The organism is Cellulomonas sp., from assembly GCF_035634735.1.
GTDB lineage: Bacteria > Actinomycetota > Actinomycetes > Actinomycetales > Cellulomonadaceae > Cellulomonas.
In genome coordinates this window covers 1-22,619 of sequence record NZ_DASQCJ010000189.1, presented here as the reverse complement: position 1 = coordinate 22,619, position 22,619 = coordinate 1, and the positions used below count along the sequence as shown (strand labels likewise).

At 74.4% G+C, this 22,619-nt stretch carries 23 protein-coding genes; all 23 read left to right on the top strand.

Annotated features, from left to right (window positions below):
• The first annotated feature begins 7 nt into the window (after positions 1 to 7).
• Complete coding sequence (gene rpsQ / locus VER05_RS15605) at positions 8 to 301, top strand: 30S ribosomal protein S17 (RefSeq protein WP_324846246.1); 294 nt, start codon at positions 8 to 10, stop codon at positions 299 to 301.
• A 79-nt stretch (positions 302 to 380) separates the two neighbouring features.
• Complete coding sequence (gene rplN / locus VER05_RS15600; protein ID WP_146838605.1) at positions 381 to 749, top strand: 50S ribosomal protein L14; 369 nt, start codon at positions 381 to 383, stop codon at positions 747 to 749.
• A 1-nt stretch (position 750) separates the two neighbouring features.
• Positions 751 to 1,098: a 50S ribosomal protein L24 gene (gene rplX, locus VER05_RS15595; protein WP_154728251.1), complete on the top strand. Its 348-nt coding sequence runs from the start codon at positions 751 to 753 to the stop codon at positions 1,096 to 1,098.
• Positions 1,098 to 1,676 carry a 50S ribosomal protein L5 gene (rplE, locus tag VER05_RS15590; RefSeq protein WP_324846245.1) on the top strand — a complete coding sequence of 193 codons (579 nt, stop codon included), beginning with the start codon at positions 1,098 to 1,100 and terminating at the stop codon, positions 1,674 to 1,676. The genes rplX and rplE overlap by 1 nt, the downstream gene beginning before the upstream one ends.
• A gap of 1 nt (position 1,677) precedes the next feature.
• Complete coding sequence (locus VER05_RS15585; RefSeq protein WP_122147680.1) at positions 1,678 to 1,863, top strand: type Z 30S ribosomal protein S14; 186 nt, start codon at positions 1,678 to 1,680, stop codon at positions 1,861 to 1,863.
• Positions 1,864 to 1,945: 82 nt separating this feature from the next.
• Positions 1,946 to 2,344 carry a 30S ribosomal protein S8 gene (gene rpsH / locus VER05_RS15580; protein ID WP_147794352.1) on the top strand — a complete coding sequence of 133 codons (399 nt, stop codon included), beginning with the start codon at positions 1,946 to 1,948 and terminating at the stop codon, positions 2,342 to 2,344.
• Between the two features lie 25 nt (positions 2,345 to 2,369).
• Complete coding sequence (rplF, locus tag VER05_RS15575) at positions 2,370 to 2,909, top strand: 50S ribosomal protein L6 (RefSeq protein ID WP_166940697.1); 540 nt, start codon at positions 2,370 to 2,372, stop codon at positions 2,907 to 2,909.
• A 3-nt stretch (positions 2,910 to 2,912) separates the two neighbouring features.
• Positions 2,913 to 3,284, top strand: coding sequence for a 50S ribosomal protein L18 (gene rplR / locus VER05_RS15570; protein ID WP_324846243.1), 372 nt, complete (start codon positions 2,913 to 2,915; stop codon positions 3,282 to 3,284).
• Positions 3,285 to 3,321: 37 nt separating this feature from the next.
• Positions 3,322 to 3,966, top strand: a complete 645-nt coding sequence (rpsE, locus tag VER05_RS15565; protein WP_324846242.1) for a 30S ribosomal protein S5 — start codon at positions 3,322 to 3,324, stop codon at positions 3,964 to 3,966.
• On the top strand, positions 3,966 to 4,148 hold the full coding sequence (gene rpmD, locus VER05_RS15560) for a 50S ribosomal protein L30 (RefSeq protein WP_146838591.1): 183 nt from the start codon (positions 3,966 to 3,968) through the stop codon (positions 4,146 to 4,148). Before rpsE ends, rpmD begins: the two co-directional genes overlap by 1 nt.
• 2 nt (positions 4,149 to 4,150) lie before the next feature.
• A complete protein-coding gene (gene rplO, locus VER05_RS15555) occupies positions 4,151 to 4,843 on the top strand; it encodes a 50S ribosomal protein L15 (RefSeq protein ID WP_324846241.1) in 693 nt (230 codons plus the stop codon).
• A 260-nt stretch (positions 4,844 to 5,103) separates the two neighbouring features.
• Positions 5,104 to 6,399, top strand: coding sequence for a preprotein translocase subunit SecY (gene secY / locus VER05_RS15550; RefSeq protein ID WP_324846240.1), 1,296 nt, complete (start codon positions 5,104 to 5,106; stop codon positions 6,397 to 6,399).
• Positions 6,396 to 7,001: an adenylate kinase gene (locus VER05_RS15545; RefSeq protein WP_324846239.1), complete on the top strand. Its 606-nt coding sequence runs from the start codon at positions 6,396 to 6,398 to the stop codon at positions 6,999 to 7,001. Before secY ends, VER05_RS15545 begins: the two co-directional genes overlap by 4 nt.
• A gap of 14 nt (positions 7,002 to 7,015) precedes the next feature.
• Positions 7,016 to 7,870, top strand: coding sequence for a type I methionyl aminopeptidase (map, locus tag VER05_RS15540; RefSeq protein WP_324846237.1), 855 nt, complete (start codon positions 7,016 to 7,018; stop codon positions 7,868 to 7,870).
• A gap of 295 nt (positions 7,871 to 8,165) precedes the next feature.
• Positions 8,166 to 16,811, top strand: a complete 8,646-nt coding sequence (locus VER05_RS15535) for an SdrD B-like domain-containing protein (RefSeq protein WP_324846236.1) — start codon at positions 8,166 to 8,168, stop codon at positions 16,809 to 16,811.
• A gap of 326 nt (positions 16,812 to 17,137) precedes the next feature.
• The gene (gene infA, locus VER05_RS15530; protein WP_146838576.1) at positions 17,138 to 17,359 is read left to right on the top strand and encodes a translation initiation factor IF-1; all 222 of its coding nucleotides are present in this window, start codon (positions 17,138 to 17,140) and stop codon (positions 17,357 to 17,359) included.
• 74 nt (positions 17,360 to 17,433) lie between these two features.
• A complete protein-coding gene (gene rpmJ / locus VER05_RS15525) occupies positions 17,434 to 17,547 on the top strand; it encodes a 50S ribosomal protein L36 (protein ID WP_013117849.1) in 114 nt (37 codons plus the stop codon).
• A gap of 203 nt (positions 17,548 to 17,750) precedes the next feature.
• On the top strand, positions 17,751 to 18,131 hold the full coding sequence (gene rpsM, locus VER05_RS15520; protein WP_203669150.1) for a 30S ribosomal protein S13: 381 nt from the start codon (positions 17,751 to 17,753) through the stop codon (positions 18,129 to 18,131).
• 93 nt (positions 18,132 to 18,224) lie between these two features.
• Complete coding sequence (gene rpsK / locus VER05_RS15515; protein WP_147794341.1) at positions 18,225 to 18,626, top strand: 30S ribosomal protein S11; 402 nt, start codon at positions 18,225 to 18,227, stop codon at positions 18,624 to 18,626.
• Between the two features lie 145 nt (positions 18,627 to 18,771).
• On the top strand, positions 18,772 to 19,782 hold the full coding sequence (locus VER05_RS15510; protein ID WP_147794340.1) for a DNA-directed RNA polymerase subunit alpha: 1,011 nt from the start codon (positions 18,772 to 18,774) through the stop codon (positions 19,780 to 19,782).
• Between the two features lie 66 nt (positions 19,783 to 19,848).
• Positions 19,849 to 20,385 carry a 50S ribosomal protein L17 gene (gene rplQ, locus VER05_RS15505; protein WP_158374067.1) on the top strand — a complete coding sequence of 179 codons (537 nt, stop codon included), beginning with the start codon at positions 19,849 to 19,851 and terminating at the stop codon, positions 20,383 to 20,385.
• Between the two features lie 161 nt (positions 20,386 to 20,546).
• Positions 20,547 to 21,287, top strand: coding sequence for an alpha/beta hydrolase (locus tag VER05_RS15500; protein WP_324846234.1), 741 nt, complete (start codon positions 20,547 to 20,549; stop codon positions 21,285 to 21,287).
• 72 nt (positions 21,288 to 21,359) lie between these two features.
• Positions 21,360 to 22,619 (top strand): DUF222 domain-containing protein (locus VER05_RS15495; RefSeq protein ID WP_324846233.1); only part of this gene is annotated, 1,260 nt, incomplete at its 3' end.

Here is a 22,619-nt window from a genome sequence, read left to right as displayed (position 1 = left end):
GGACTCGATGAGCGAGAACACCAACGAGGCCACCACCGCCACAGGGACCGCGCGTCCCTACCGCAAGACGCGGCGCGGTTACGTGGTCAGCGACAAGATGGACAAGACCGTCGTGGTCGAGGTCGAGGACCGGGTCAAGCACCCGCTCTACGGCAAGGTCATCCGGCGGACCAGCAAGGTCAAGGCGCACGACGAGGCCAGCTCGGCCGGCGTCGGTGACCTGGTCCTCATCATGGAGACCCGCCCGCTCTCCGCCACCAAGCGGTGGCGTCTGGTGGAGATCCTCGAGAAGGCGAAGTAAGGCTCGCGCCTTCTTGTCCACTATCCGTTCGGCCAGGCTCGCCGTGTGCGAGAACCGGCAGACGACAGGAGTTCGATAGATGATTCAGCAGGAGTCGCGACTTCGGGTCGCCGACAACACGGGTGCGAAGGAGATCCTCTGCATCCGCGTTCTCGGTGGCTCGGGCCGTCGCTACGCCGGTATCGGTGACGTGATCGTCGCCACCGTCAAGGACGCGATCCCCGGCGGCAACGTCAAGAAGGGCGACGTCGTCAAGGCGGTCGTCGTGCGCACCCGCAAGGAGCGCCGGCGCGTGGACGGCTCGTACATCAAGTTCGACGAGAACGCCGCGGTGATCCTCAAGAACGACGGTGAGCCCCGTGGCACGCGCATCTTCGGCCCGGTGGGCCGCGAGCTGCGCGACAAGAAGTTCATGAAGATCATCTCGCTGGCGCCGGAGGTGCTCTGACATGGCGAAGATCAAGAAGGGCGACCTCGTGGTCGTCATCTCCGGTTCCCGCAAGGACCGGGGCAAGCAGGGGCGCGTCCTCGAGGTCCTCACCGACCGCGACCGCGTCCTGGTCGAGGGCGTGCACCGCATCACGAAGCACACCAAGGTGGGCCAGAGCCAGCGCGGCTCCCGCACCGGTGGCATCGAGACGGTCGAGGCGCCCATCCACATCAGCAACGTGATGCTGGTCGACCCGGAGACCAAGCGCGGTACCCGGGTCGGCTACCGCACCGAGCAGGTCGAGCGCGACGGCCGGACCCGCACCGTTCGGGTCCGCGTCGCCAAGCGCTCCGGTAAGGACATCTGATGACCGCCACCGACGAGACGACGCGCGCCTACCCGGTCCCGCGCCTGAAGGTCCGGTACAACGACGCCATCCGCACCGCGCTCCGCGAGGAGTTCTCCCACGAGAACGTGAACCAGGTCGCGCGCCTGGTGAAGGTCGTCGTGAACATGGGTGTCGGCGACGCGGCCAAGGACTCGAAGCTGATCGAGGGCGCCATCCGCGACCTCCAGCAGATCACGGGCCAGAAGCCGCAGGTCACCAAGGCCCGCAAGTCCATCGCGCAGTTCAAGCTGCGCGAGGGCATGCCGATCGGCGCGCACGTCACGCTGCGCGGCGACCGTGCCTGGGAGTTCCTGGACCGCCTGCTGTCGACCGCGCTGCCGCGCATCCGCGACTCCCGCGGGCTGTCGCCGAAGCAGTTCGACGGCCACGGCAACTACACCTTCGGTCTGACCGAGCAGTCGATGTTCCACGAGATCGACCAGGACAAGATCGACCGGGTCCGCGGCATGGACATCACGGTGGTCACCACCGCGACGACGGACGCGGAGGGCCGGGCGCTGCTCAAGCACCTGGGCTTCCCCTTCAAGGAGGACTGACATGGCGAAGACCGCCCTGATCAACAAGGCCGCGGGCAAGCAGAAGTTCGCCGTGCGGGCCTACACCCGGTGCCAGCGCTGCGGCCGTCCGCACTCCGTGTACCGCAAGTTCGGCCTGTGCCGGATCTGCGTGCGCGAGATGGCCCACGCGGGCCAGCTCCCCGGTGTGACCAAGAGCAGCTGGTAAACAACGACGTCGCAGGTCCGCGGCGCGCCGCCCTCGAGGGCGGCCGCCGCGGAAACCACGGCGAGGAAGGGCGATAGCCCCCATGACGATGACCGACCCGATCGCAGACTTCCTGACGCGTCTGCGCAACGCGAACTCGGCGCACCACGACACGGTGACCATCCCGTACTCGAAGCTGAAGTCGCACATCGCGGAGATCCTGCAGGCCGAGGGCTACATCTCCGGCTGGACCACCGAGGACGCCCGCGTGGGCAAGAACCTCGTGGTCGAGCTGAAGTACGGCCCGAGCCGCGAGCGTGCGCTCGCCGGCATCAAGCGCGTGTCGAAGCCCGGCCTCCGGGTGTACGCGAAGTCGACCAACCTGCCGAAGGTCCTCGGTGGCCTGGGCGTGGCGATCCTGTCCACGTCCTCCGGTCTCCTGACGGACAAGCAGGCCGCAAAGAAGGGCGTGGGTGGGGAAGTCCTCGCCTACGTCTGGTAAGTCCGAGACGGAAAGGAGCTAGCCAATGTCTCGTATCGGCAGAATCCCCGTTTCGGTCCCGGCCGGCGTGGATGTTTCCATCAACGGCGCCGTCGTGACGGTGAAGGGCCCCAAGGGCACCCTCACGCACACGGTCGCGTCGCCCATCGAGGTCGCCCGCGACGACGAGGGGGCCCTCGTGGTCACCCGTCCGAACGACGAGCGCCTCTCGCGGTCGCTGCACGGCCTCACGCGCACCCTCCTGGCGAACCTCGTCACCGGCGTCACCGCCGGCTACGAGAAGAAGCTGGAGATCGTCGGCACCGGTTACCGCGTGACGGCCAAGGGTGACGCGCTCGAGTTCGCGCTCGGCTTCAGCCACCCGGTGTCCGTGACGCCGCCCGCCGGCATCACCTTCGCCGTCGAGTCCCCGACCAAGTTCTCGGTCGCCGGCATCGACAAGCAGCAGGTGGGCGAGGTCGCCGCGAACATCCGCAAGATCCGCAAGCCCGAGCCGTACAAGGGCAAGGGCGTGCGCTACGCGGGCGAGAACGTCCGCCGCAAGGTCGGAAAGGCTGGTAAGTGAGCCATGGCGATCACCATCATCGGTAAGGGCAAGTTCAAGGCCCGCAAGCGCCGCCACCTCCGGCTGCGCAAGAAGGTCGCCGGCACCGCCGCGCGTCCGCGCCTGGTCGTCACCCGGTCGAACCGCAACCTCGTCGCGCAGGTCGTCGACGACGCCGTGGGCCGCACCCTGGTCTCCGCCTCGACCCTCGAGGTGGACCTGCGTGCCGCCGAGGGCGACAAGACGGCCAAGGCCCGTCGCGTCGGCGAGCTGATCGCCGAGCGCGCCAAGGCGGCCGGCATCGACGCGGTGGTCTTCGACCGCGGCGGCAACAAGTACCACGGGCGTGTGGCCGCAGTGGCCGACGCCGCCCGCGAGGGCGGTCTGGCGCTGTGACGACGACCATTCCCGCATCGAAGAAGAGGATCCACTGATGGCTGCTCCTCAGCGCAGCAACACGGGCGCTCCCCAGGGCCAGGGCGGCGGTGACCGCCGCGACGGCGGTCGCCGTGACGGCCGCCGGGGCGACGCCGCCGAGAAGAGCGCGTTCCTCGAGCGCGTCGTCTCCATCAACCGCGTCGCCAAGGTCGTCAAGGGTGGCCGTCGCTTCAGCTTCACCGCCCTGGTCGTCGTCGGCGACGGCGACGGCACGGTCGGTGTCGGCTACGGCAAGGCCAAGGAGGTGCCCGCGGCGATCGCCAAGGGTGTCGAGGAGGCGAAGAAGAACTTCTTCCGCGTCCCCCGCATCCAGGGCACCATCACCCACCCCATCCAGGGTGAGGCCGCCGCCGGCGTCGTCTTCCTGCGTCCCGCGTCCCCGGGTACCGGCGTGATCGCCGGCGGTCCGGTGCGTGCGGTGCTCGAGTGCGCCGGCGTCCACGACATCCTGTCGAAGTCCCTCGGCTCCTCCAACGCGATCAACATCGTGCACGCCACGGTCGCCGCGCTGAAGGGTCTCGAGGAGCCGGCCGCCGTCGCCGCGCGCCGTGGCCTGCCGCTCGAGCACGTCGCCCCGGCGTCGCTGCTCAAGGCCCAGGCCGCGGGTCGCGCCGCGAAGACGGAGAAGGTGGGTGCCTGATGGCTCGCCTGAAGGTGACCCAGACCAAGTCCGCCATCGGCGGCAAGCAGAACCAGCGCGACACGCTGCGCACCCTGGGCCTCAAGCGGATCGGCGACGTCGTCGTCAAGGAGGACCGTCCTGAGATCCGCGGCATGGTCAAGACGGTGACGCACCTGGTCGCGGTCGAGGAGGTGGAGTGACGATGGCGGAGAAGGAGACCGAGAAGGTCGAGGAGACCGCTGCCGCGGCTCCGAAGGCCACGCGCGCCAAGAAGGCGACGGCGACCGAGTCGGCCGCCGAGAAGCCGGCCCGCAAGGCCCCGGCCCGCACGACCAAGGCGAAGGCCGAGGCCGAGGCGGCTGCCGAGGAGAAGCCGGCTGCCAAGGCGAAGGCCCCCAAGGCCGCCGCCGCCAAGGCCGACAAGGCCGAGGCGAAGGCGACCGAGGGTGCCGGCGGCACGCTCAAGGTGCACCACCTGCGTCCGGCCCCGGGTGCCAAGACCGCCAAGACCCGCGTGGGTCGTGGTGAGGCGTCCAAGGGCAAGACCGCCGGTCGCGGTACCAAGGGCACCAAGGCCCGGTACCAGGTGCCGGAGCGCTTCGAGGGCGGGCAGATGCCGCTGCACATGCGGCTGCCCAAGCTCCGCGGCTTCAAGAACCCGTTCCGGGTCGAGTACCAGGTCGTGAACCTGGACAAGCTGTCGGCGCTCTACCCCGACGGCGGCGACGTCACGGTGGCGGACCTGGTCGCGAAGGGCGCGGTCCGCAAGGGCCAGCCCGTCAAGGTGCTCGGCACCGGCGAGATCACGGTGAAGGTGTCCGTGGCCGTCGACGCGTACTCCGGCTCGGCCAAGGAGAAGATCCTGGCCGCCGGCGGCAGCGTCGCGCAGGACTGATCCCAGACGAACGGGGTCGGCGAGGGCTCCAGGCCCCGCCGGCCCCGTTCGGCTTTCCCCGGGGGACCGGGCCGGACCCGGCCCGCGACCCCGCCGCCGCCACGGCCGCACGGCCGGGGGGCGATGCCCACCCAGGGACGGAAGTCCGTTAGGGTTCGGCAGGGCGTCGGGCGCCACGGTGCGCCCGACCCGACGACGGACCGGCGCGCGGCGTGCCGGCCGCCTCGACGACATCCCGCTTCGGCGGAGCAGGAGGACACGTGCTCAGCGCATTCGTGCGGGCGTTCCGGACACCCGACCTGCGGCGCAAGCTGCTGTTCACCATCGGCATCATGGTGATCTTCCGGATCGGCTCGTTCCTGCCGACCCCGGGCGTGTCCTACCCGAACGTGCAGATCTGCATCGACCAGGGCGAGTCGAACACGCTGCTCGGCCTGGTGAACCTGTTCAGCGGCGGCGCGCTGCTGCAGCTGTCGGTGTTCTCGCTCGGGATCATGCCGTACATCACCGCGAGCATCATCATCCAGCTCCTGCGCGTGGTGATCCCCCGGTTCGAGGCCCTGCACAAGGAGGGCCAGTCCGGCACCGCGAAGCTCACGCAGTACACGCGGTACCTGACGATCGGCCTCGCCGTCCTGCAGTCGACGACCGTCATCATCACGGCCCGCAACGGCCAGCTCTTCCAGGGCTGCTCCGTGGACGTGATCCCGGACGACAGCATCATGACGACGCTGCTCATGATCATCACGATGACCGCCGGTACCGGCCTCATCATGTGGCTGGGCGAGCTCATCACCGAGCGCGGCGTCGGCAACGGCATGTCGCTGCTCATCTTCACCTCGATCGCCGCGTCCTTCCCGGGCGCCATGTGGTCGATCGCGGGCGGCTCCGGCGGCATCGGCGCGTTCCTGGTGATCATGGCGATCATCGTCCTGGTCATCGCGCTGGTCGTCTTCGTCGAGCAGTCCCAGCGCCGCATCCCGGTGCAGTACGCCAAGCGCATGGTGGGGCGTCGCACCTACGGCGGGTCCTCGACCTACATCCCGATCAAGATCAACATGGCCGGCGTGATCCCGGTGATCTTCGCGTCGTCCCTGCTGCAGGTCCCCGCGCTGCTCGCCGGCTTCGGCGACCAGACGTCCGGCTGGAAGCAGTGGGTCGCGACCAACCTCGCCGCCACCGACGCGCCGCTGCACATCGCGCTGTACGTCCTGCTGATCATCTTCTTCTGCTACTTCTACACGGCGATCACGTTCAACCCGGACGAGGTCGCGGACAACATGAAGCGGTACGGCGGGTTCATCCCCGGCATCCGCGCCGGCCGTCCCACGGCCGAGTACCTGGACTACGTGATCACCCGCATCACCGCGCCCGGGTCCCTCTACCTCGCGCTGGTCGCGCTGATCCCGACGATCGCGTTCATCGTCCTGGGCGTCGGCACGAACATCCCGTTCGGCGGCTCGTCGATCCTCATCGTCGTGGGCGTCGGCCTCGAGACGGTGAAGCAGATCCAGTCGCAGCTCGAGCAGCGCCACTACGAAGGGTTCCTCCGATGAGCACCGCTCCGGCAGCCTCCGGCTCCACCGCCCGCCTCGTCCTGCTCGGCCCCCCCGGGGCCGGCAAGGGCACCCAGGCCGCGCGCCTGGCCGAGCGGCTCGGCGTCCCGGCGATCTCGACCGGCGACATCTTCCGCGCCAACATCAAGGGCGGCACCGAGCTCGGCCGCACCGCGCAGGAGTACACCGCGCGCGGCGAGCTCGTCCCGGACGAGGTCACCAACGCGATGGTGCGCGACCGGCTCGCGCAGCCGGACGCCGCCCAGGGCTTCCTGCTCGACGGCTACCCGCGCAACACCGCGCAGGTCGGCGAGCTCGACGCGATCCTCGAGGCGGACGGCCGCGCGCTGGACGCCGCGCTCGAGATCACCGCGGACGCGGACGTCGTCGTCGAGCGGCTGCTCAAGCGCGCCGAGATCGAGGGCCGCGCGGACGACACCGAGCCCGTGATCCGCCGGCGCCTGGACGTGTACGCCGAGCAGACCGCCCCGGTCTCGGGCCTGTACGCCGAGCGCGACCTGCTGGTCCGCGTCGACGGCATCGGCGAGGTCGACGAGGTCACCGAGCGCCTGCTCGCGGCCCTCGCCTCCCAGGTCGGCTGACCGGCGGGGGAGTCGTGTTCGGACGCGAGAAGATCGAGCTCAAGACGCCCGACCAGGTGCTGCTCATGCGGCGCGCCGGGCTGGTCGTCGCCGACGCCCTGGCGGCGGCGCGCGCGGCCGCGGTGCCCGGCGCGACCACGGCCGACCTGGACGCCGTCGCCGCCGCGGTGATCGCGGACGCCGGCGCGCTGCCGTCGTTCCTCGGGTACTACGACTACCCGGCGACCATCTGCGTGTCGGTCAACGACGAGGTCGTGCACGGCATCCCGTCCGGCCGCGTGCTGCAGCCGGGCGACGTGGTGTCGATCGACTGCGGCGCGATCGTCGAGGGCTGGCACGGCGACTCGGCGCTCACCCTGGTGCTGCCCGAGGCCGACCCGGCCGACGTCGCGCTGGCGGACCTGACCGAGCGCGCCATGTGGGACGGCATCGCCGCGCTCGCCTGCGAGGGCGGCGGGATCGCCGACCGGCTGGCGGTCGTGGGCGACGCGGTGGAGGACGCCGTCGCGGCGGCGGACGCGGCCGTGAACGGGGGCGTGCCGTTCGGCATCGTCCAGGACTACGTCGGGCACGGCATCGGCTCCGCGATGCACCAGCCGCCGGACGTCCTCAACTACCGGGCCCGCGACCGCGGGCCGAAGCTCCGCGCCGGCATGTGCCTGGCGGTCGAGCCGATGATCACCCGGGGCGGGCACGCCACCGAGGTGCTCGACGACGACTGGACCGTCGTCACGGCGGACGGCGCCCGCGCGGCGCACTGGGAGCACTCGGTCGCCCTGCACGACGGCGGCATCTGGGTGCTCACGGCCGTCGACGGCGGCGCGGCGGAGCTCGCCGCGCGCGGCGTCGCGGTGGCCCCGCTGGGCTGACGCCCGGCCGCGCGCCGGCCCGCCCGGCCCCTCCCGAGACCCACCTCCCCGCCGCGGGGACGGTGGGTCTCGGCGTCCCGCGGGTCACCCGCGCGCGCCGCCCGTGACCCCGGCGGGTGAATCCGGTCCCTCGCGCGGGTGCTAGCACCTCACCCCAAAGCGGACAGACCAGGTCAGAGGGGTGCTTTCACCCCATAGCGGACTCATGACGGGTCAGGTTGCGCCCGAAGGTATGGCGTCCCCCTCCGCGTGACGCCCCGTCGTCGCGCGCTCGTGCCCGCCCCGAAAGCCGCGCATGCCTGCCTCGCTCCGCCTCCGTCTCCGCCGACCCGCCGTGCTGGCCGTCGTCGGGGCGCTGCTCGCCCCGCTCGTCGTGGCCACCACCGCGCCCGCGGCCGTCGCCGCCGCCGACCCGGTGCTCACCGTCACGGGCTTCTCGGTGACCTCCGGCGCCACCGCGCAGGCCGCGCCGCCCGCCGACCCGGAGCTCGGGTTCGACGCGGCGTACACGGCGAGCCCCGCCGCGGGCACCGTCAACAGCACCCTCGGCTACCGGTGCGCGGGCGACGAGTCGTCGTGCGAGCACGCGACGATGGACGTGGCGCTCGACGCGCTGCGGCTGACCCAGGCGCTGGACGTGTCCGGCCTCGGCGCGACCGTGCAGTACTGGGCCGACGCCGTCGGCGGCACCGCGACCGCCGACTACGCCACCGCCGCCGCGTTCTCCGTGCGGTTCACCAGCACCACCTCGGACGGCCTCACCGGCCTGCAGTCGGGCGTCAGCGGGGACCTGCGCCTGTCGACCCGCCTGGTGACGCCGGCCGCGGGCGGCACGCAGACCGGGACCATCACCGCCACCCCCACGGCCACCGGGGGCGTCGGGACCAGGGGCCGGGTGCGGGTCACCGGCGAGTTCCCGGTGAACCTCGCCACCAGCACCCAGATCTCCTGGGCCCGCGAGGGCTGGCTCTCGGGCGTCGTCGACGGCGCGGACACCCCGACCAACTCCGCCACCGTCACCGGCACGCTGACCGGCGACCCGGCGGACAGCCTCACGCTGACCTGGGGCGGCAGCAACCCCGCCACGGCGCCCGCCGCCGGCACCGTCGGGATGCTCACCGACCTGACCGGGCTCGCGATCACCGCCTGGCCCGCCGGCGCGGCGACCGCGGCCGTCACCGGGTGGACCTGGACGGGCTCGGGCGCGCCCACGCGGGTGACCATCGGGACTGCCACGGGCCCGGACGCCGCGGCCGACCTGCTCGCCGGCCTCGACGCGACCACGCGGTCCCGCCTCACCGGCCTGCAGGTCGTGTTCGCCGCGGCCACCGGCGGCCTGGTCGCCTCCGCCTCGCCCGCCACCCTGCGGGTCGACGTGCGCGAGCACGGCAGCCAGGGCGCGACCCCCGTCGCGCGCACCGGCGGCACGGCCGACTACGTGACCGCGGGCGCCGCGACCTTCTCGGCCGCCTCCGACATGAACACCCTCACCGTGACCGGCACCGCGACCGCGCGGGCCGCGCGCGGCGCGGCGACCTCCGGCGCCACCACCGACACCCGGGGCTTCCGGATCTTCGACCCGCGCGCGTACGCGGGCTCCGCGACCGCGCTCGTCGGCCTCAGCACCCCGGTGTACGGCGGCGGGTTCGTCCGCGGCACCGCCGCCGGCACCAACTGGTCGCGGCGCGCCGTCGACGCGCTCGTCGTCGAGGTCCCGGCGACCGCCGCGCAGGTGACGGCCACCGACGCCGCGATCGACCCCGACCTCCCGGCCCTGGCCAACCCGTTCGGCGCCGGCCTGGCCTTCGCGGGCTTCGGCGCCGCGCGCGGCACCGCGCCCGGGCGCACCGACAGCGCGGACGGCTCCGGCGTCGCGGTCCAGGGGCTCACCGGTCCCGCGCGCCTCGAGCTCACCGTGCTCGCCGGCTCGGTCGAGCACACCGTCGACCTCGACGCCGCCGCGCCCGCCGTGCCGACCGACCCGGCCGCGTTCGGGCTCGCGTCCTGGTCCGAGGTCACCGGGTTCCGCGCCACCGTGCGCGGCGCCGGTGCCGCCGTGCCCATGGGCGCGTCGGTCACCCTGCCGTACCTCGCCCGCACCGCGACCGCGAGCGCCGCGGCCACCTACGCCGTGCACACCGTCGCGACCACCACGCTCGGTACCGACACCTCCGCCGTCACCCCGCGCACCCAGGCCAGCGGCAACCGCCCCGTCACCGCGGCCACCGTCGCCGTCGCCGTGCCGACCGTCGACGTCGCCGGCACCAAGTACGTCGCCGAGCCGTACGTCACCCGCTCCGCCGGCGCGACCGTCGACGCGGTGCTCGAGGCGACCGCCCGCCCGCTGAGCGGGGGGAGCGGGCACCTGCCCGACACGCTGACCCTCGAGGACAGCGCCGCCGCGCGCACCGCCGCGACCGGGGGGACCTCGGGCGCCGCCTGGTGGACCGCGTTCGCGCCGACCTCCGTCGAGGCCGCCGTGCCGGCCGGCGGCTCCGCGCAGCTGCAGTACTACACGGCCGCCGACCCCCAGTGGGTCGGCTTCGGCGGCGACCTCGCCGCCCTCGGCGACACCGCCGACTGGCGCGGCGTCCGCGTCGTCGTCACCCGCCCCGGCGGCGGCACCTTCGCCAACGGCGACCGCGCGCGCGTCCGGATCACCTTCGCGCTGCGCGCCGGCGTCACGACGGGCACCTGGGCGGACGGCGCCGACCGCACCAACGTCGCCCAGATCACCTCCTCCGCGGCGATCGAGGGCTTCACGGTGACCAGCACGGTCCGCCGCGTCTCGGACACCGTCCGCATGCTCGGGGGCTCCGGCGGCACGGGCTACTCCGCGCTGGTCAAGACGATGGACAACCGCAACCGCACCGAGGGCAACGGCGACGCGACCACCGCGACGCTCACCTGGGGCACCGGCGGCGAGGACCTGTCGAGCGTCACCGTCACCGACGCGAACGGCGTCACCGGCGCGCAGCAGGACCCGGCGACGGGCTCCGCGGGCAGCTTCTACGACACCTTCGACCTCACCGGCGTCCAGCCGATCACCTCGGGCCCCGCGGCGTCCGGCGTCTACGACCCGTACCTGGTGTTCGACCGCGTGACCGACGTGCGCGTCTTCGACGTCGCGGACGGCCGCTGGGAGTCCCTGGCCACCCGCGTGTGGACCGGCACCGCCTGGGCCGACCGGACGAACCCCGCCGCCGCCCGGACGGACGTCGCGTTCGGCGGCGCCGCCGCGCAGGGCGCCTTCCCGTACGCGGGCTCGTTCCCGGGCGTGCAGATCCAGTCCGCGTCGCTGCGGGCCCGGATCGGCGGCGTGCAGCTGGTCTACGCCGCGCGCCCCGACGCCGAGCGGCAGGCGCTGGCCGCCTCCGACTGGCGGCGCGGCCTGCTGGGCACGCTGACCACCGGCGCCGTCGCGAGCACCGACGCGCCCGCGCGCCAGCTCGCCGTCTCCTTCGCCCTGCGCGACACCTCCCGCGCCACCGGCCAGCCCGCCAACGACGCCTACACCTACACCGGCTCCGTCGCCGGCGAGGTGGAGAACTCCGGCCGCGTGACCGGCGCCGCGACCGCCGACGGCTCCGCGGTCGACCTCGGCGGCCCGGTGAACCCGGTCGGCGAGCGCGTCGTCACCCTCCAGCCCGCGTCGCTCGGCGCCACCGCCACCAAGTCCTGGCTCCGGGACGCCAACGGCAGCCCGCTGACCGGCAGCAGCAACCTGCACGACCTCGCGCTGCCCGTCGACCCGTCCGCCGCGCCCGACTCCGCGTGGCCGACCGCGACCCTGACCGCCACCGCCGCCAGCGTCTCCGGCACCCGCGTGGACCAGCTGGTGCTGACCGAGCCGCAGGGCATCGACACCGCCACGACGATCGACGCCGACGCGCCCTTCGCCGCCTTCGCGATCACCGACGTCCGCGAGCTCACCGACGCGGGCGGCCTGCCGGGCGCGTCCGCGGTCGAGGTCGTCGTGTACGAGCGGGCCGCCGACGGCGCGGTCAGCCACCGGACCGTCCCGCGTTCCGAGCTGCTCGACGCCGACGAGGCCGCCCTGGCCGACGTCGTCGGCGTGCAGGTGCGCTACACCGGCCGCATCGCCTGGACGAACCAGGCCCGCCTGGTCCTCGGCACCCGCCTGCTCGCGCACAACCGCGTGACGGGCGACGTCCCCGAGGCCGGCGTCGGCGACGACGTGGTCCAGGTCGCGAACGTCGCCGAGGCCCGGGTCACCGACGCGCGCGTCTGCGCGGGCGAGACCCGCGGGATGTCCCGCACGCCCACCTGCGCGCCGGGCACCGCGTCCGGGACCGCCCGCGACGCCGTCTCCCTGCGCGGCGCCCAGCTCGAGGCGTTCCCGACCGTGACCGTCTCGCCCGTCGACGTCCAGCGCGACGCCGCCGCGCCCGCGGTCACCAGCACGCTGTCCGTGCAGAACTTCGGCCTCACCCCGGCCGACCAGCTGCTGCTCACCGACGCCGACGCGCGGTTCTTCAACGCCGTCGCCCTCCGGACCGTGGCCGTGCAGTCCGTGCCGTCCGGCGTCGAGCGCGCCGAGCTCGAGGTCCTCGTCGCCGCGGCCGGCCTCGACGTCGACGCGGACGGCGGCTACGCCGGCACGCCGACCTGGCAGGCCTGGGACGCCCTCGTGCCGACCGGCACCTGGGACCTCGCGGCCCTCGCCGCCCAGCACGGCGTCCAGGCGGCCGACGTCATCGGCGTCCGCGTGCGGTTCCTCGACACCGACTCCTCCACCATCCCCGCGCCCGGCCAGGGCTACGGCCGCGTCGTGCTCGCGGGCACCCTCCGCGAGGAGCTCCGCACCGGCGGCCTGCCCAGCGCCGTCGGCGCCGACGGCTGGCGCTACCAGGGCCGGGCCGAGCTCACCGCGAACCCGGGCGAGAGCGCCCGCGGCGTGATCAGCAACTCCGTCACCGCCCAGGCCCTGCGCGCCGACCTCGGCTCGCAGGCGCAGACCGCCGGGCCCGTCAGCACCACCGTGCACGCGGGCGCCGCCACCATCCGGGTGCAGAAGACCGAGCTCGACCCCGCGTCCCGCGCGCCGGGCGACTTCGTCCGGTACCGGATCGCCGTCACCAACACCGCGAGCGGCGCGAACGCCGCCGACCTCACCGGCCTGGTCGTCACCGACCGGCTGCCCGAGGACGGCTCGCTCGTCCACGGCGCCGCGCCCGAGGGGCAGGCCCCGGTCGTCGTGCAGGCCGCCGGCGGCGGGGCGAACCCGCTCGGCGACCCCGCCGTCACCGCGGAGGACGGCGTCCTCACGCTGACCTTCCCGGCCGACAGCCGGCTCGCCCCCGGCGCGGGCGTCGAGGTCCTCGTCTGGCTGCGGATCGCCACCGACCTGTCGACCACGACGATCGTGAACACGGCCACCGCCGCCTCCGCGACCCGCCCCGTGCAGGCCGCCCCGACGGGCGACGACGGCGGTACCGCCTGCGCGCCCGGCAGCTACGACGCGGCCACCGCCTCCTGCCTCGCCCGCGCCGGGGCCGTCACCATCGGCGGCGCGAACGTCTACGTCTCCGAGGAGTGGGTCCGCGACGCCGCCGGCACCCAGGGCGCCGTCCGCACCACCCCGGCGCGCGCCGGCCAGGCGGCCGACTGCGCCCCGCGGGGGACCGGCGCCGACGACCGCGACTGGTACCGCTTCCCGTGCTCCGTCGTGACCACGGCCGGCTCGACGACGCAGTGGCAGGTGCAGGTCACCAGCCGCGCCACGATCTCGACCGACCGGCTCGAGATGATCTCCATGCTCCCCACCACCGGCGACTACCCGGCGATGGACGGCAGCGCGGCGGGCAGCCGCGGCAGCCAGTGGCGGCCCGTGTGGGACGGCGTCGTGCCGACCCTGGTGACGGGCGCGGGCCTCCCGGCCGGCGCCACCGTCGCGGTCTACACCACCACGGCCGACTACCGGCAGGGCGGCCTCGCCGCCAGCGCCGCGTTCGACCCGGTGCCGTCGACCTGGTCGAGCACCCCGCTGACCCCCGGGCAGCAGGTGCCGGCCGCCCAGGCCGCGCGCGTGACGGGCCTCAAGTTCGTCGTGAGCTTCACCTCCGCCGACCGGTTCTCCTCCGGCGAGTCCGTCCGCGTCCAGTGGGCGATGCGCACCCCGCTGTCCGGCGCGCGCGCCGCCGCCGACACCTGGAGCTCCTTCGCGTTCCGCGTGCCGGCCGACGGCGCCGCCGGGCGGCCGACCGACGTCACCTCCGTGCCGCTCAAGGCCGGCGCCCGGTTCGCCCTCGCGGCCGCCGGGGCCGACCCGCTCGTCGCCGTCGGCGACCGGGTGTGGCTCGACGCCGACCGCGACGGCCGGCAGTCCGACGACACCGCGGTCGAGCCCGGCGTGCCCGGCGTGACCGTCGACGTGCTCGCCGTCTCCGGCGGCACCGCGACCTACGTCGCCTCCGCCGAGACCGACGCCGCCGGCGACTGGCTGGTCGACGGCCTGCCCGCCGGCACCTACGACCTCGCGTACACCCTGCCGGGCGCGCTCGCCGCGCAGTACCGGTACACCGGGGCGGGCGCGGGCTCCGACGACACCGTCGACTCCGACGCCGTCGTCGACCCCGCCGCGCCCGCCACCGCCGTCGACGCGGGCGTCGTGCTCGGCGCCGGCGGCAGCGAGACCACCGCGGTCGGCTCCCTGCCCCAGGCGTGGCAGGACGCCCACCCGGACCTCGTCGCCACCCAGGTCGACCTCTCGCACGACGCGGGCCTGCAGTGGCGGCCGCTGGCCGTCGGCGACCGCGTGTGGTTCGACGCCGACCGCGACGGCCGGCAGGGCGCGGGCGAGGCCGCCGTCGAGGGCGCCACCGTGCGCCTGCTCGGCACCGGCGACGCCGTCCTGGCGACCACCGTCACCGGCGCGGACGGCGCGTACGTCTTCGACGCGCTCGACCCGGGCACCTACCGGGTCGAGGTCGAGCTGCCCGACGCCCTCGCGCAGCGGTGGACCTTCACCGCCGCGCTCGTCGGGGACGCCGCCGGCGACTCCGACGTCCTCGCCGCGACCCCGCGCCTCGGCCGCACCGCGGCGTTCACCCTGACCCCCGCCGCGCAGTCCCTCGCGGCCGTGCACGACCTCGCGGGCGACCCCGTCTGGGCCGGCGCCGACGCCGACTACGCCGACCCGACCCGGGACGCCGGCCTCGCCGAGCTGCCCGTGCGCGTCGGCGACCGGGTGTGGGTCGACGTCGACGGCGACGGCGTGCAGGACGCCGGCGAGCCCGGCCTGCCGGGCGTGGTGCTCACGCTGAGCGCGGGCGCCGACGGCACAGGGGGCCCGGTCACCGACGCCGCCGGCGCGGCCGTCGGCCCGGTCACCACCGACGCCGACGGCGCGTACGCCTTCACCGGCCTGCTGCCCGGCGCGTACACCGTCACCGTCGACCCGGTCGCCTCCGCGGCCGCCCTCGCGCCCTACCGGCCCACCGTCGCCGGGGCGGGCGACCCCGCGACCGACTCGTCCGCGGGCTCCGCCGCCACCGCCGTCCCGCTCGTGGGCGGCCAGGCCGACGACACCCTCGACTTCGGCTTCCGCCCGCTGTGGGCGCTCGGCGACCGGGTGTGGCTCGACACCGACCGCGACGGCGTGCAGGACGCCGGCGAGCCGTCCTTCCCGGGCGTCACCGTGCGGCTGCTCGACGCGGCCGACGCGGAGGTCGCCCGCACGGTGACCGACGCCGACGGCCGGTGGTCCTTCGACCTGCTGGAGCCCGGCACGTACCGCGTCGAGCTCCAGCTCGCGGCGGCCGACGCCGCCCGGTACACCTGGACGACCCCGCGCTCCGCCGCCGCCCCGCGCGCCGACGCCGACTCCGACGTCGCGGAGACCGCGCCCGGCACCGCCGCGACCCCGGCGATCACCGTCGGCCCCGGCGCCGCGGGCGTCCGGCCCGCCACCGCCGCGGACGGCCTCGTGGCCGCCTACGTGGACGACACCTGGGACGCGGGCCTCGTCGAGCGGCCCGTCGCCGTCGGCGACCGCGTGTGGTTCGACGAGGACCTGGACGGCCTGCAGGGAGCCGGCGAGCCGGGCGTGCCCGGCGTCGTCGTCACCCTGCGGACCACCGACGGGCGCGCGGTCACCGGGATCGGTGGGGCCGTGGTCGGCCCGGTCACCACCGACGCCGACGGCGCCTACGCCTTCGCCGGGCTGCTGCCGGGCGAGTACGTCGTCCGGATCGACCGCATCGCCTCCGCCGACGCGCTGGCCGGCTACGCGCCGACCGTCGCGGGCGCCGGCGCCGACCGGGCCCTCGACTCGTCCACCTGGACCGCGACCTCGCGGGTCCTGGTCGGCGGCGAGTCCGACACCACGCTGGACTTCGGCCTGGTGCTCGCCGACGACGTGCAGCTCGCGCTGCGCAAGGTCCCCGTCGCCCGCACCGCGGACAGCATCACCTGGGACGTCACCGTCATGTCCACCGGCACCCAGGACGCCTACGCCGGCTTCAGCGTCGTCGACGCCCTGCCCGGCGCGCTGACCTTCCGGTCCGCGTCCGGCACCGGGTTCGCCTGCGTCGCCGTCGACCGCGTCGTCACCTGCGACCACGACGGCTCGCTGCCCGCCGGGGAGTCGGCCACCGTCCGGATCGTCACCGGCCTCACCGCCGCGGGGGCCGACGTCACCAACACGGCCACCGTGGACGTCGAGGGCCGGGGCTACCGGTTCGAGGTGCTCGCCGCCGAGGACGTCGCGTGGAGCGAGCCCGCCGAGCGCACGGGCGGCGTGGCCGTCACGGCGCCGGGCGGCGACCTGGCGACCACCGGGTCCGACGCGGCGTGGCCGCTGGTCGCGGCCGGCGTGCTGCTCGCGCTGGGCGCGGCGCTGATCGCGCTGGCGCGGGGGCGGGGGCCGGCGCGGCCCGTGCGTGCGGCGGGGCGTGGGGGGAGCCGGCACCGGGCCTGACCGCCGCGGGCGGGGCGCCCGTGGCGCGCGGGAAGAACTCGCGCGCCACGGGCGTTGACCCCGTCGTGCCCGGCGGCGGCGCGTCCGCTTGACGGACCCGGCCGCGTTTCCTCGCAGGCGCCCGATGGCGTATGATCGTCCGTTGGGTGTGCGCCCTCGCGCTGTCGCACGTCCCGCCCGAGCCGACCGCACCGCGGTCGCGCGCGTGCGGGCCGCGTACCGGCGGGGACCGGGGCACGCCCACCACGTCCGCACCGCCCGCCGGCACCGCCGGTGGACGCGAGGGCGTGGGGATCGGCAGTTCAGGACAAGAGTTAGCGGAGGACATGGCGAAGAAGGACGGTGTCATCGAGATCGAGGGCAGCGTGATCGAGGCTCTCCCCAACGCGATGTTCCGCGTGGAGCTGACCAACGGTCACAAGGTGCTCGCCCACATCTCGGGCAAGATGCGCCAGCACTACATCCGGATCCTCCCCGAGGACCGGGTGGTGGTCGAGCTGAGCCCGTACGACCTGTCCCGCGGGCGCATCGTCTACCGCTACAAGTAACCGACCGAACGAGCATCGCCGTCGGCCTGCGTCCCGCGAGGGACCACGGCGCATCGGCGGCGGAGGAACAGGCCATGAAGGTCAAGCCCAGCGTCAAGAAGATCTGCGACAAGTGCAAGGTGATCCGCCGGCACGGTCGCGTCCAGGTGATCTGCGAGAACCTGCGCCACAAGCAGCGCCAGGGCTGAACGCCCTGCCGCTCGGGACGCACCTGAGCAGCACCGCCGCCGGATCCTGACGGACCGGCACCAAGCGCATCGCCGAACCGGCAGCGCACCCGCCACGGCGGGTCGCCACCGGTGAACCCCCGGCTCGGAGGCCGGGGCCCGCTCAACCCGCGGGAGGACGGTGCGGCAGACCTCCGATCGAAGTCCAAGGAGCCGAAAGGCACATGGCACGTCTTGTCGGCGTCGACCTCCCCCGCGAGAAGCGGCTCGAGATCGCGCTCACCTACATCTACGGCGTCGGCCGTACCCGCGCCCAGCAGACCCTGGCCGCGACGGGCATCAGCCCGGACCTCCGCGTCAAGGACCTGGACGACTCCCAGCTCGTCACCCTCCGCGACTACCTCGAGGGCAACTTCAAGCTCGAGGGCGACCTCCGCCGTGAGGTCGCCGCGGACATCCGCCGCAAGGTCGAGATCGGCAGCTACGAGGGCCTGCGTCACCGCCGCGGCCTCCCGGTGCGTGGTCAGCGCACCAAGACCAACGCGCGCACCCGCAAGGGCCCGAAGCGCACCGTCGCCGGCAAGAAGAAGGCCGGCCGGAAGTAACCCGCCCGCGGCCCGCCGGGCCTGTCCTCGGACAGCCGCCCGCGCCGCGACGGGGCACCGACCTCACGACCAGCAGCGAGAGAGAACGAGCACATGCCTCCCAAGACCCGCAGTTCCGTGCGCAAGCCGCGCCGCAAGGAGAAGAAGAACGTCTCCCACGGCCAGGCGCACATCAAGAGCACCTTCAACAACACGATCATCTCGATCACGGACCCCAGCGGCGCCGTGATCTCCTGGGCGTCGGGCGGCGACGTGGGCTTCAAGGGCTCGCGCAAGTCGACCCCGTACGCCGCGGGCATGGCCGCCGAGGCCGCCGCGCGCAAGGCCGCCGAGCACGGCATGAAGAAGGTCGACGTCTTCGTCAAGGGCCCGGGCTCCGGTCGCGAGACCGCGATCCGCTCCCTGACCGCGGCCGGCCTCGAGGTCGGCTCGATCCAGGACGTGACGCCGCAGGCCCACAACGGCTGCCGTCCGCCGAAGCGCCGCCGCGTCTGACCCGTAGCCGGGCCGCCGTGGGCGGGGGAGCGATCCCCCGCCCACGGCGGTGCCGGCCGGTCGCGCGGGTGGACCGAGACCCGCGCCGCCCAGCGAGTACCTGCGCTGCGTCATATGGCGGACGCACGCTGAGAGGAACCCCGAAGTGCTCATCGCACAGCGCCCCACCCTGACCGAAGAGGTCATCTCGGAGTACCGCTCGCGGTTCTCCATCGAGCCGCTCGAGCCCGGCTTCGGCTACACGCTCGGCAACTCCCTGCGCCGGACCCTGCTGTCGTCCATCCCGGGCGCGGCCGTGACGAGCATCCGGATCGACGGCGTGCTGCACGAGTTCAGCACGGTGCCGGGCGTCAAGGAGGACGTCACCGAGATCATCCTCAACATCAAGAACCTCGTCGTCTCCTCGGAGAACGACGAGCCGGTCGTGATGTACCTGCGCAAGCAGGGTGCGGGTGACGTGACCGCGGCGGACATCGTGCCGCCGGCCGGCGTGGAGGTCCACAACACGGACCTGCACCTCGCCACGCTGAACGAGAAGGGCAAGCTCGAGATCGAGCTGACCGTCGAGCGCGGCCGTGGCTACGTGTCGGCGAACCAGAACAAGTCCTTCGAGGCCGAGATCGGCCGCATCCCGGTCGACTCGATCTACTCGCCGGTGCTCAAGGTGACCTACAAGGTCGAGGCGACCCGTGTCGAGCAGCGCACCGACTTCGACAAGCTCGTCGTCGACGTCGAGACCAAGCCGGCGATCAGCCCGCGCGACGCCCTGGCGTCCGCCGGCAAGACGCTGGTGGAGCTGTTCGGCCTCGCCCGCGAGCTGAACGTCGAGGCCGAGGGCATCGAGATCGGCCCGTCGCCGACCGACGCGGCCCTGGCCGCCGACCTGGCGCTGCCGATCGAGGACCTGCAGCTGACCATCCGGTCGTACAACTGCCTCAAGCGCGAGGGCATCCACACCGTGGGCGAGCTCGTGGCGCGTTCCGAGGCCGACCTGCTCGACATCCGCAACTTCGGTGCGAAGTCGATCACCGAGGTCAAGGAGAAGCTGGCCGAGCTCAACCTGTCCCTCAAGGACAGCCCGCTCGACTTCGACCCGACCGCCGCCGCGTACTACGACGGCGACGAGGGCGACTTCACCGAGGACGAGCAGTACTGATGCCGGGGAGGCGGTGCACCGCTGAGGTGCGCCGCCGGCCCATCACTGGAACCAAGGAGTAACGACATGCCTACGCCCACCAAGGGTCCCCGGCTCGGTGGCGGCCCGGCGCACGAGCGGCTGATCCTGGCCAACCTGGCCACGGCGCTGTTCGAGCACAAGCGCATCACGACGACCGAGGCCAAGGCCAAGCGCCTGCGCCCGCTCGCCGAGCGCCTGGTGACGTTCGCCAAGCGCGGCGACCTGCACGCCCGCCGCCGCGTCCTCACCGTCGTCCGCGACAAGTCGGTCGTCCACGAGCTCTTCGTGGAGATCGCCCCGCAGATGGCCGAGCGTCAGGGTGGCTACACCCGCATCACGAAGATCGGCCCCCGCAAGGGCGACAACGCGCCGATGGCCGTGATCGAGCTCGTGCTCGAGCCCGTCTCGCCGAAGCAGGCCGTCGTCCGCGAGGCCACCAAGGCCGCGCAGAAGGCCGCGCCGAAGGCCGAGGAGACCCCGGCGGAGGAGACCCCCGCCGAGGAGACCACGGTCGAGGAGACCGCGACCGACGCCCCCGAGGCCGAGGCCGCCGACACCAAGGACGAGGCCGACAAGGCCTGATCCGCACGTCAGCACCGGGAGGGCCCGGGTCGCGCGAGCAGACGCTCGCGGGGCCCGGGCCCTTCTGCGTGCCCGGGGGCGGTGGCGCCGAGGGGCGGTGCGGCGCCGGGGCGGTGCGGCGTGCGGCGGAGTCGTGCGGGTCGGTGGGTACCGTGGCGCGTATGACGGTCCCCGTGGTGCTCGTGCACGGGCTGCGGACGTCCCGCACGATGTGGCGCGCGCAGGTCGAGGCGCTGCGGGCGTACGGCGTCGAGGCCCTGGCGATCGACCTGCCGGGTCACGGTGCGCGGCGGGGGGAGCGGTTCACGCTGGACGGGGCGGTGTCCGCCGTCGCGGACGGGGTGGACGCGCTCGGCGGGCGCGCGCTCGTCGTCGGGCTGTCGCTCGGCGGGTACGTCGGCATCGCGCACGCCGCGCGCCGGCCCGAGCAGGTGGCGGGGCTCGTGGCGGCCGCGTGCTCGACCCGGCCGCTCGTCGCGCTCGTCGACGGCTGGGCCCTCCTCGCCCGGGGCATCGTGCGGCTGCCCGACGCCGGCGCCGGCCTGAACCAGGGCATGGTCGACCGGGTGCTCTCCCCGTCCGCGGCGGCGGACGTGGCGGCGGGCGGGTTCGCGCTCGACGTGATGGACGACGTGCTGCGGGCCATGCGGGCCGCGACGCCCGTCACGGACCTCGCCCGGGTCGAGGCGCCCGTGTGGCTCGTGAACGGGCGGTACGACCACTTCCGGGGCGAGGAGCGCCGGTTCCTGCGGGCCTGCCGGGACGGGCGGCTCGTCGTCGTGCCGGGGGCCACCCACCTCGTCTCGTTGACCGCGCCCGTCGGGTTCACGCGGGTGGTGCTGGGGGCGGTCGACGCGGTGTCGCTGCTCGACGGGCGGGTGCCGAGTCCTCCACAGGCGTGAGGGTCGTGCGTGGTCCCCAGGGCGGCGCGGGTGGCGTGGGGGTCGGGCGGTGGTGCTGCCTAGCGTGGTGGTATGCCCGATGACGTGCTCGATCGCAGCGCCCCCGACGCCGATGGCGCCGGGGCTGCCCGCGTGCGGGGCGCGGGTGCGGACGCGGGCGCGGGCGCGGGACTCGGGGAGCGGTGGGACGCGCTGCCCGCGGGAGCGGGTCTGCTGGCGGAGCTGGAGGCCCTGGACCTGAGCGCGCTGGCGTCGTACGACCTGCCCGAGGTCGTGGTGCAGGCCCGGCGGGTCGCCGCCCGCGCGCACGCCCTGGAGACCGCCGCGGCGGCCGCGCTGGCGCGGCACCCGGACCTGCGGCACCCGGACCTGGGTGCGGTGTGCCGGGCCCTGCCCGAGGGCACCGCGTTCGTGCACGCCGACCTGGCGGCGGCCGACCTGTCCGCGCGGCTGCTCGTCCCGCCGGGCGAGGCGACGATGCTCATCCGTGAGGGCCGCGCGTACGCCGGCGCGCTGGCCGACACCGGTGCGGCCCTGGCCGACGGGCGGATCGAGCCGGCCAAGGCGCGGGCGATCGTGCAGGGCGCCGGGGACGAGCCGGCTGACGTGGCCGCTGCGGTCGAGGCCGAGGTGCTGCCGCGGGTCGCGGGCCGGTCGGTCAAGCAGGTCCGGGCCGACGTCGCGCGGGCGCTGAACCGGGTCGACCCCGACGGGGCCGCCGACCGGCACCGCGCCGCCCGCGCCTGCCGGACGGTGTCCCGGCCGAAGATCCTGCAGGACGGGATGGCCGGGCTGTGGACCGTGCTGCCCGCCGCCGACGCCGTGCGGCTGGACGGCATGCTCGACGCGCTGGCCCGCCGGTCCCGGGAGGCCGGCGACCCGCGCACCCTGGACCAGCTGCGCGCCGACGAGCTCCTGGACCGGGTGCTCGGGCGGTCGGGGCACCTGGTCGCGGCCGACGGCACCGTGCTGCCCTCGCGGCGCGACGGGGCGCACGAGGACCACGACTCCTTCGGGCTGCCCGTCGACGCCGCCCCGGAGGTCGCGCCGGCGCCGGCCGCTGCGCGGGCGGAGGCCGGTGCGCCGGCGGAGTCTGGCGCTCCGGCGCAGGCCGCGGCGACCCGCTGCCGGGATGCCGCGGAGCCTGCCCCGCGGGCCGTGGTGCACGTGACCGTGTCCCTGGCGACCCTGATGGGTGCCGACGACGAGCCCGGTGACCTCGCCGGGTACGGGCCGATCGACGCCCAGCAGGCCCGCGCGATGGCCCTGGACCTCGGGTCCAGCTGGCAACGCATCGTCACCGACCCGCTGTCCGGGACCGTCCTGGACGTC

Coding starts and splice junctions, on each gene's coding strand:
- rpsQ (WP_324846246.1), top strand. CDS start 8: ATGAGCGAGAACACCAACGAGGCCACCACCGCCACAGGGACCGCGCGT.
- rplN (WP_146838605.1), top strand. CDS start 381: ATGATTCAGCAGGAGTCGCGACTTCGGGTCGCCGACAACACGGGTGCG.
- rplX (WP_154728251.1), top strand. CDS start 751: ATGGCGAAGATCAAGAAGGGCGACCTCGTGGTCGTCATCTCCGGTTCC.
- rplE (WP_324846245.1), top strand. CDS start 1,098: ATGACCGCCACCGACGAGACGACGCGCGCCTACCCGGTCCCGCGCCTG.
- VER05_RS15585 (WP_122147680.1), top strand. CDS start 1,678: ATGGCGAAGACCGCCCTGATCAACAAGGCCGCGGGCAAGCAGAAGTTC.
- rpsH (WP_147794352.1), top strand. CDS start 1,946: ATGACGATGACCGACCCGATCGCAGACTTCCTGACGCGTCTGCGCAAC.
- rplF (WP_166940697.1), top strand. CDS start 2,370: ATGTCTCGTATCGGCAGAATCCCCGTTTCGGTCCCGGCCGGCGTGGAT.
- rplR (WP_324846243.1), top strand. CDS start 2,913: ATGGCGATCACCATCATCGGTAAGGGCAAGTTCAAGGCCCGCAAGCGC.
- rpsE (WP_324846242.1), top strand. CDS start 3,322: ATGGCTGCTCCTCAGCGCAGCAACACGGGCGCTCCCCAGGGCCAGGGC.
- rpmD (WP_146838591.1), top strand. CDS start 3,966: ATGGCTCGCCTGAAGGTGACCCAGACCAAGTCCGCCATCGGCGGCAAG.
- rplO (WP_324846241.1), top strand. CDS start 4,151: ATGGCGGAGAAGGAGACCGAGAAGGTCGAGGAGACCGCTGCCGCGGCT.
- VER05_RS15545 (WP_324846239.1), top strand. CDS start 6,396: ATGAGCACCGCTCCGGCAGCCTCCGGCTCCACCGCCCGCCTCGTCCTG.
- VER05_RS15535 (WP_324846236.1), top strand. CDS start 8,166: ATGCCTGCCTCGCTCCGCCTCCGTCTCCGCCGACCCGCCGTGCTGGCC.
- infA (WP_146838576.1), top strand. CDS start 17,138: ATGGCGAAGAAGGACGGTGTCATCGAGATCGAGGGCAGCGTGATCGAG.
- rpmJ (WP_013117849.1), top strand. CDS start 17,434: ATGAAGGTCAAGCCCAGCGTCAAGAAGATCTGCGACAAGTGCAAGGTG.
- rpsM (WP_203669150.1), top strand. CDS start 17,751: ATGGCACGTCTTGTCGGCGTCGACCTCCCCCGCGAGAAGCGGCTCGAG.
- rpsK (WP_147794341.1), top strand. CDS start 18,225: ATGCCTCCCAAGACCCGCAGTTCCGTGCGCAAGCCGCGCCGCAAGGAG.
- rplQ (WP_158374067.1), top strand. CDS start 19,849: ATGCCTACGCCCACCAAGGGTCCCCGGCTCGGTGGCGGCCCGGCGCAC.
- VER05_RS15500 (WP_324846234.1), top strand. CDS start 20,547: ATGACGGTCCCCGTGGTGCTCGTGCACGGGCTGCGGACGTCCCGCACG.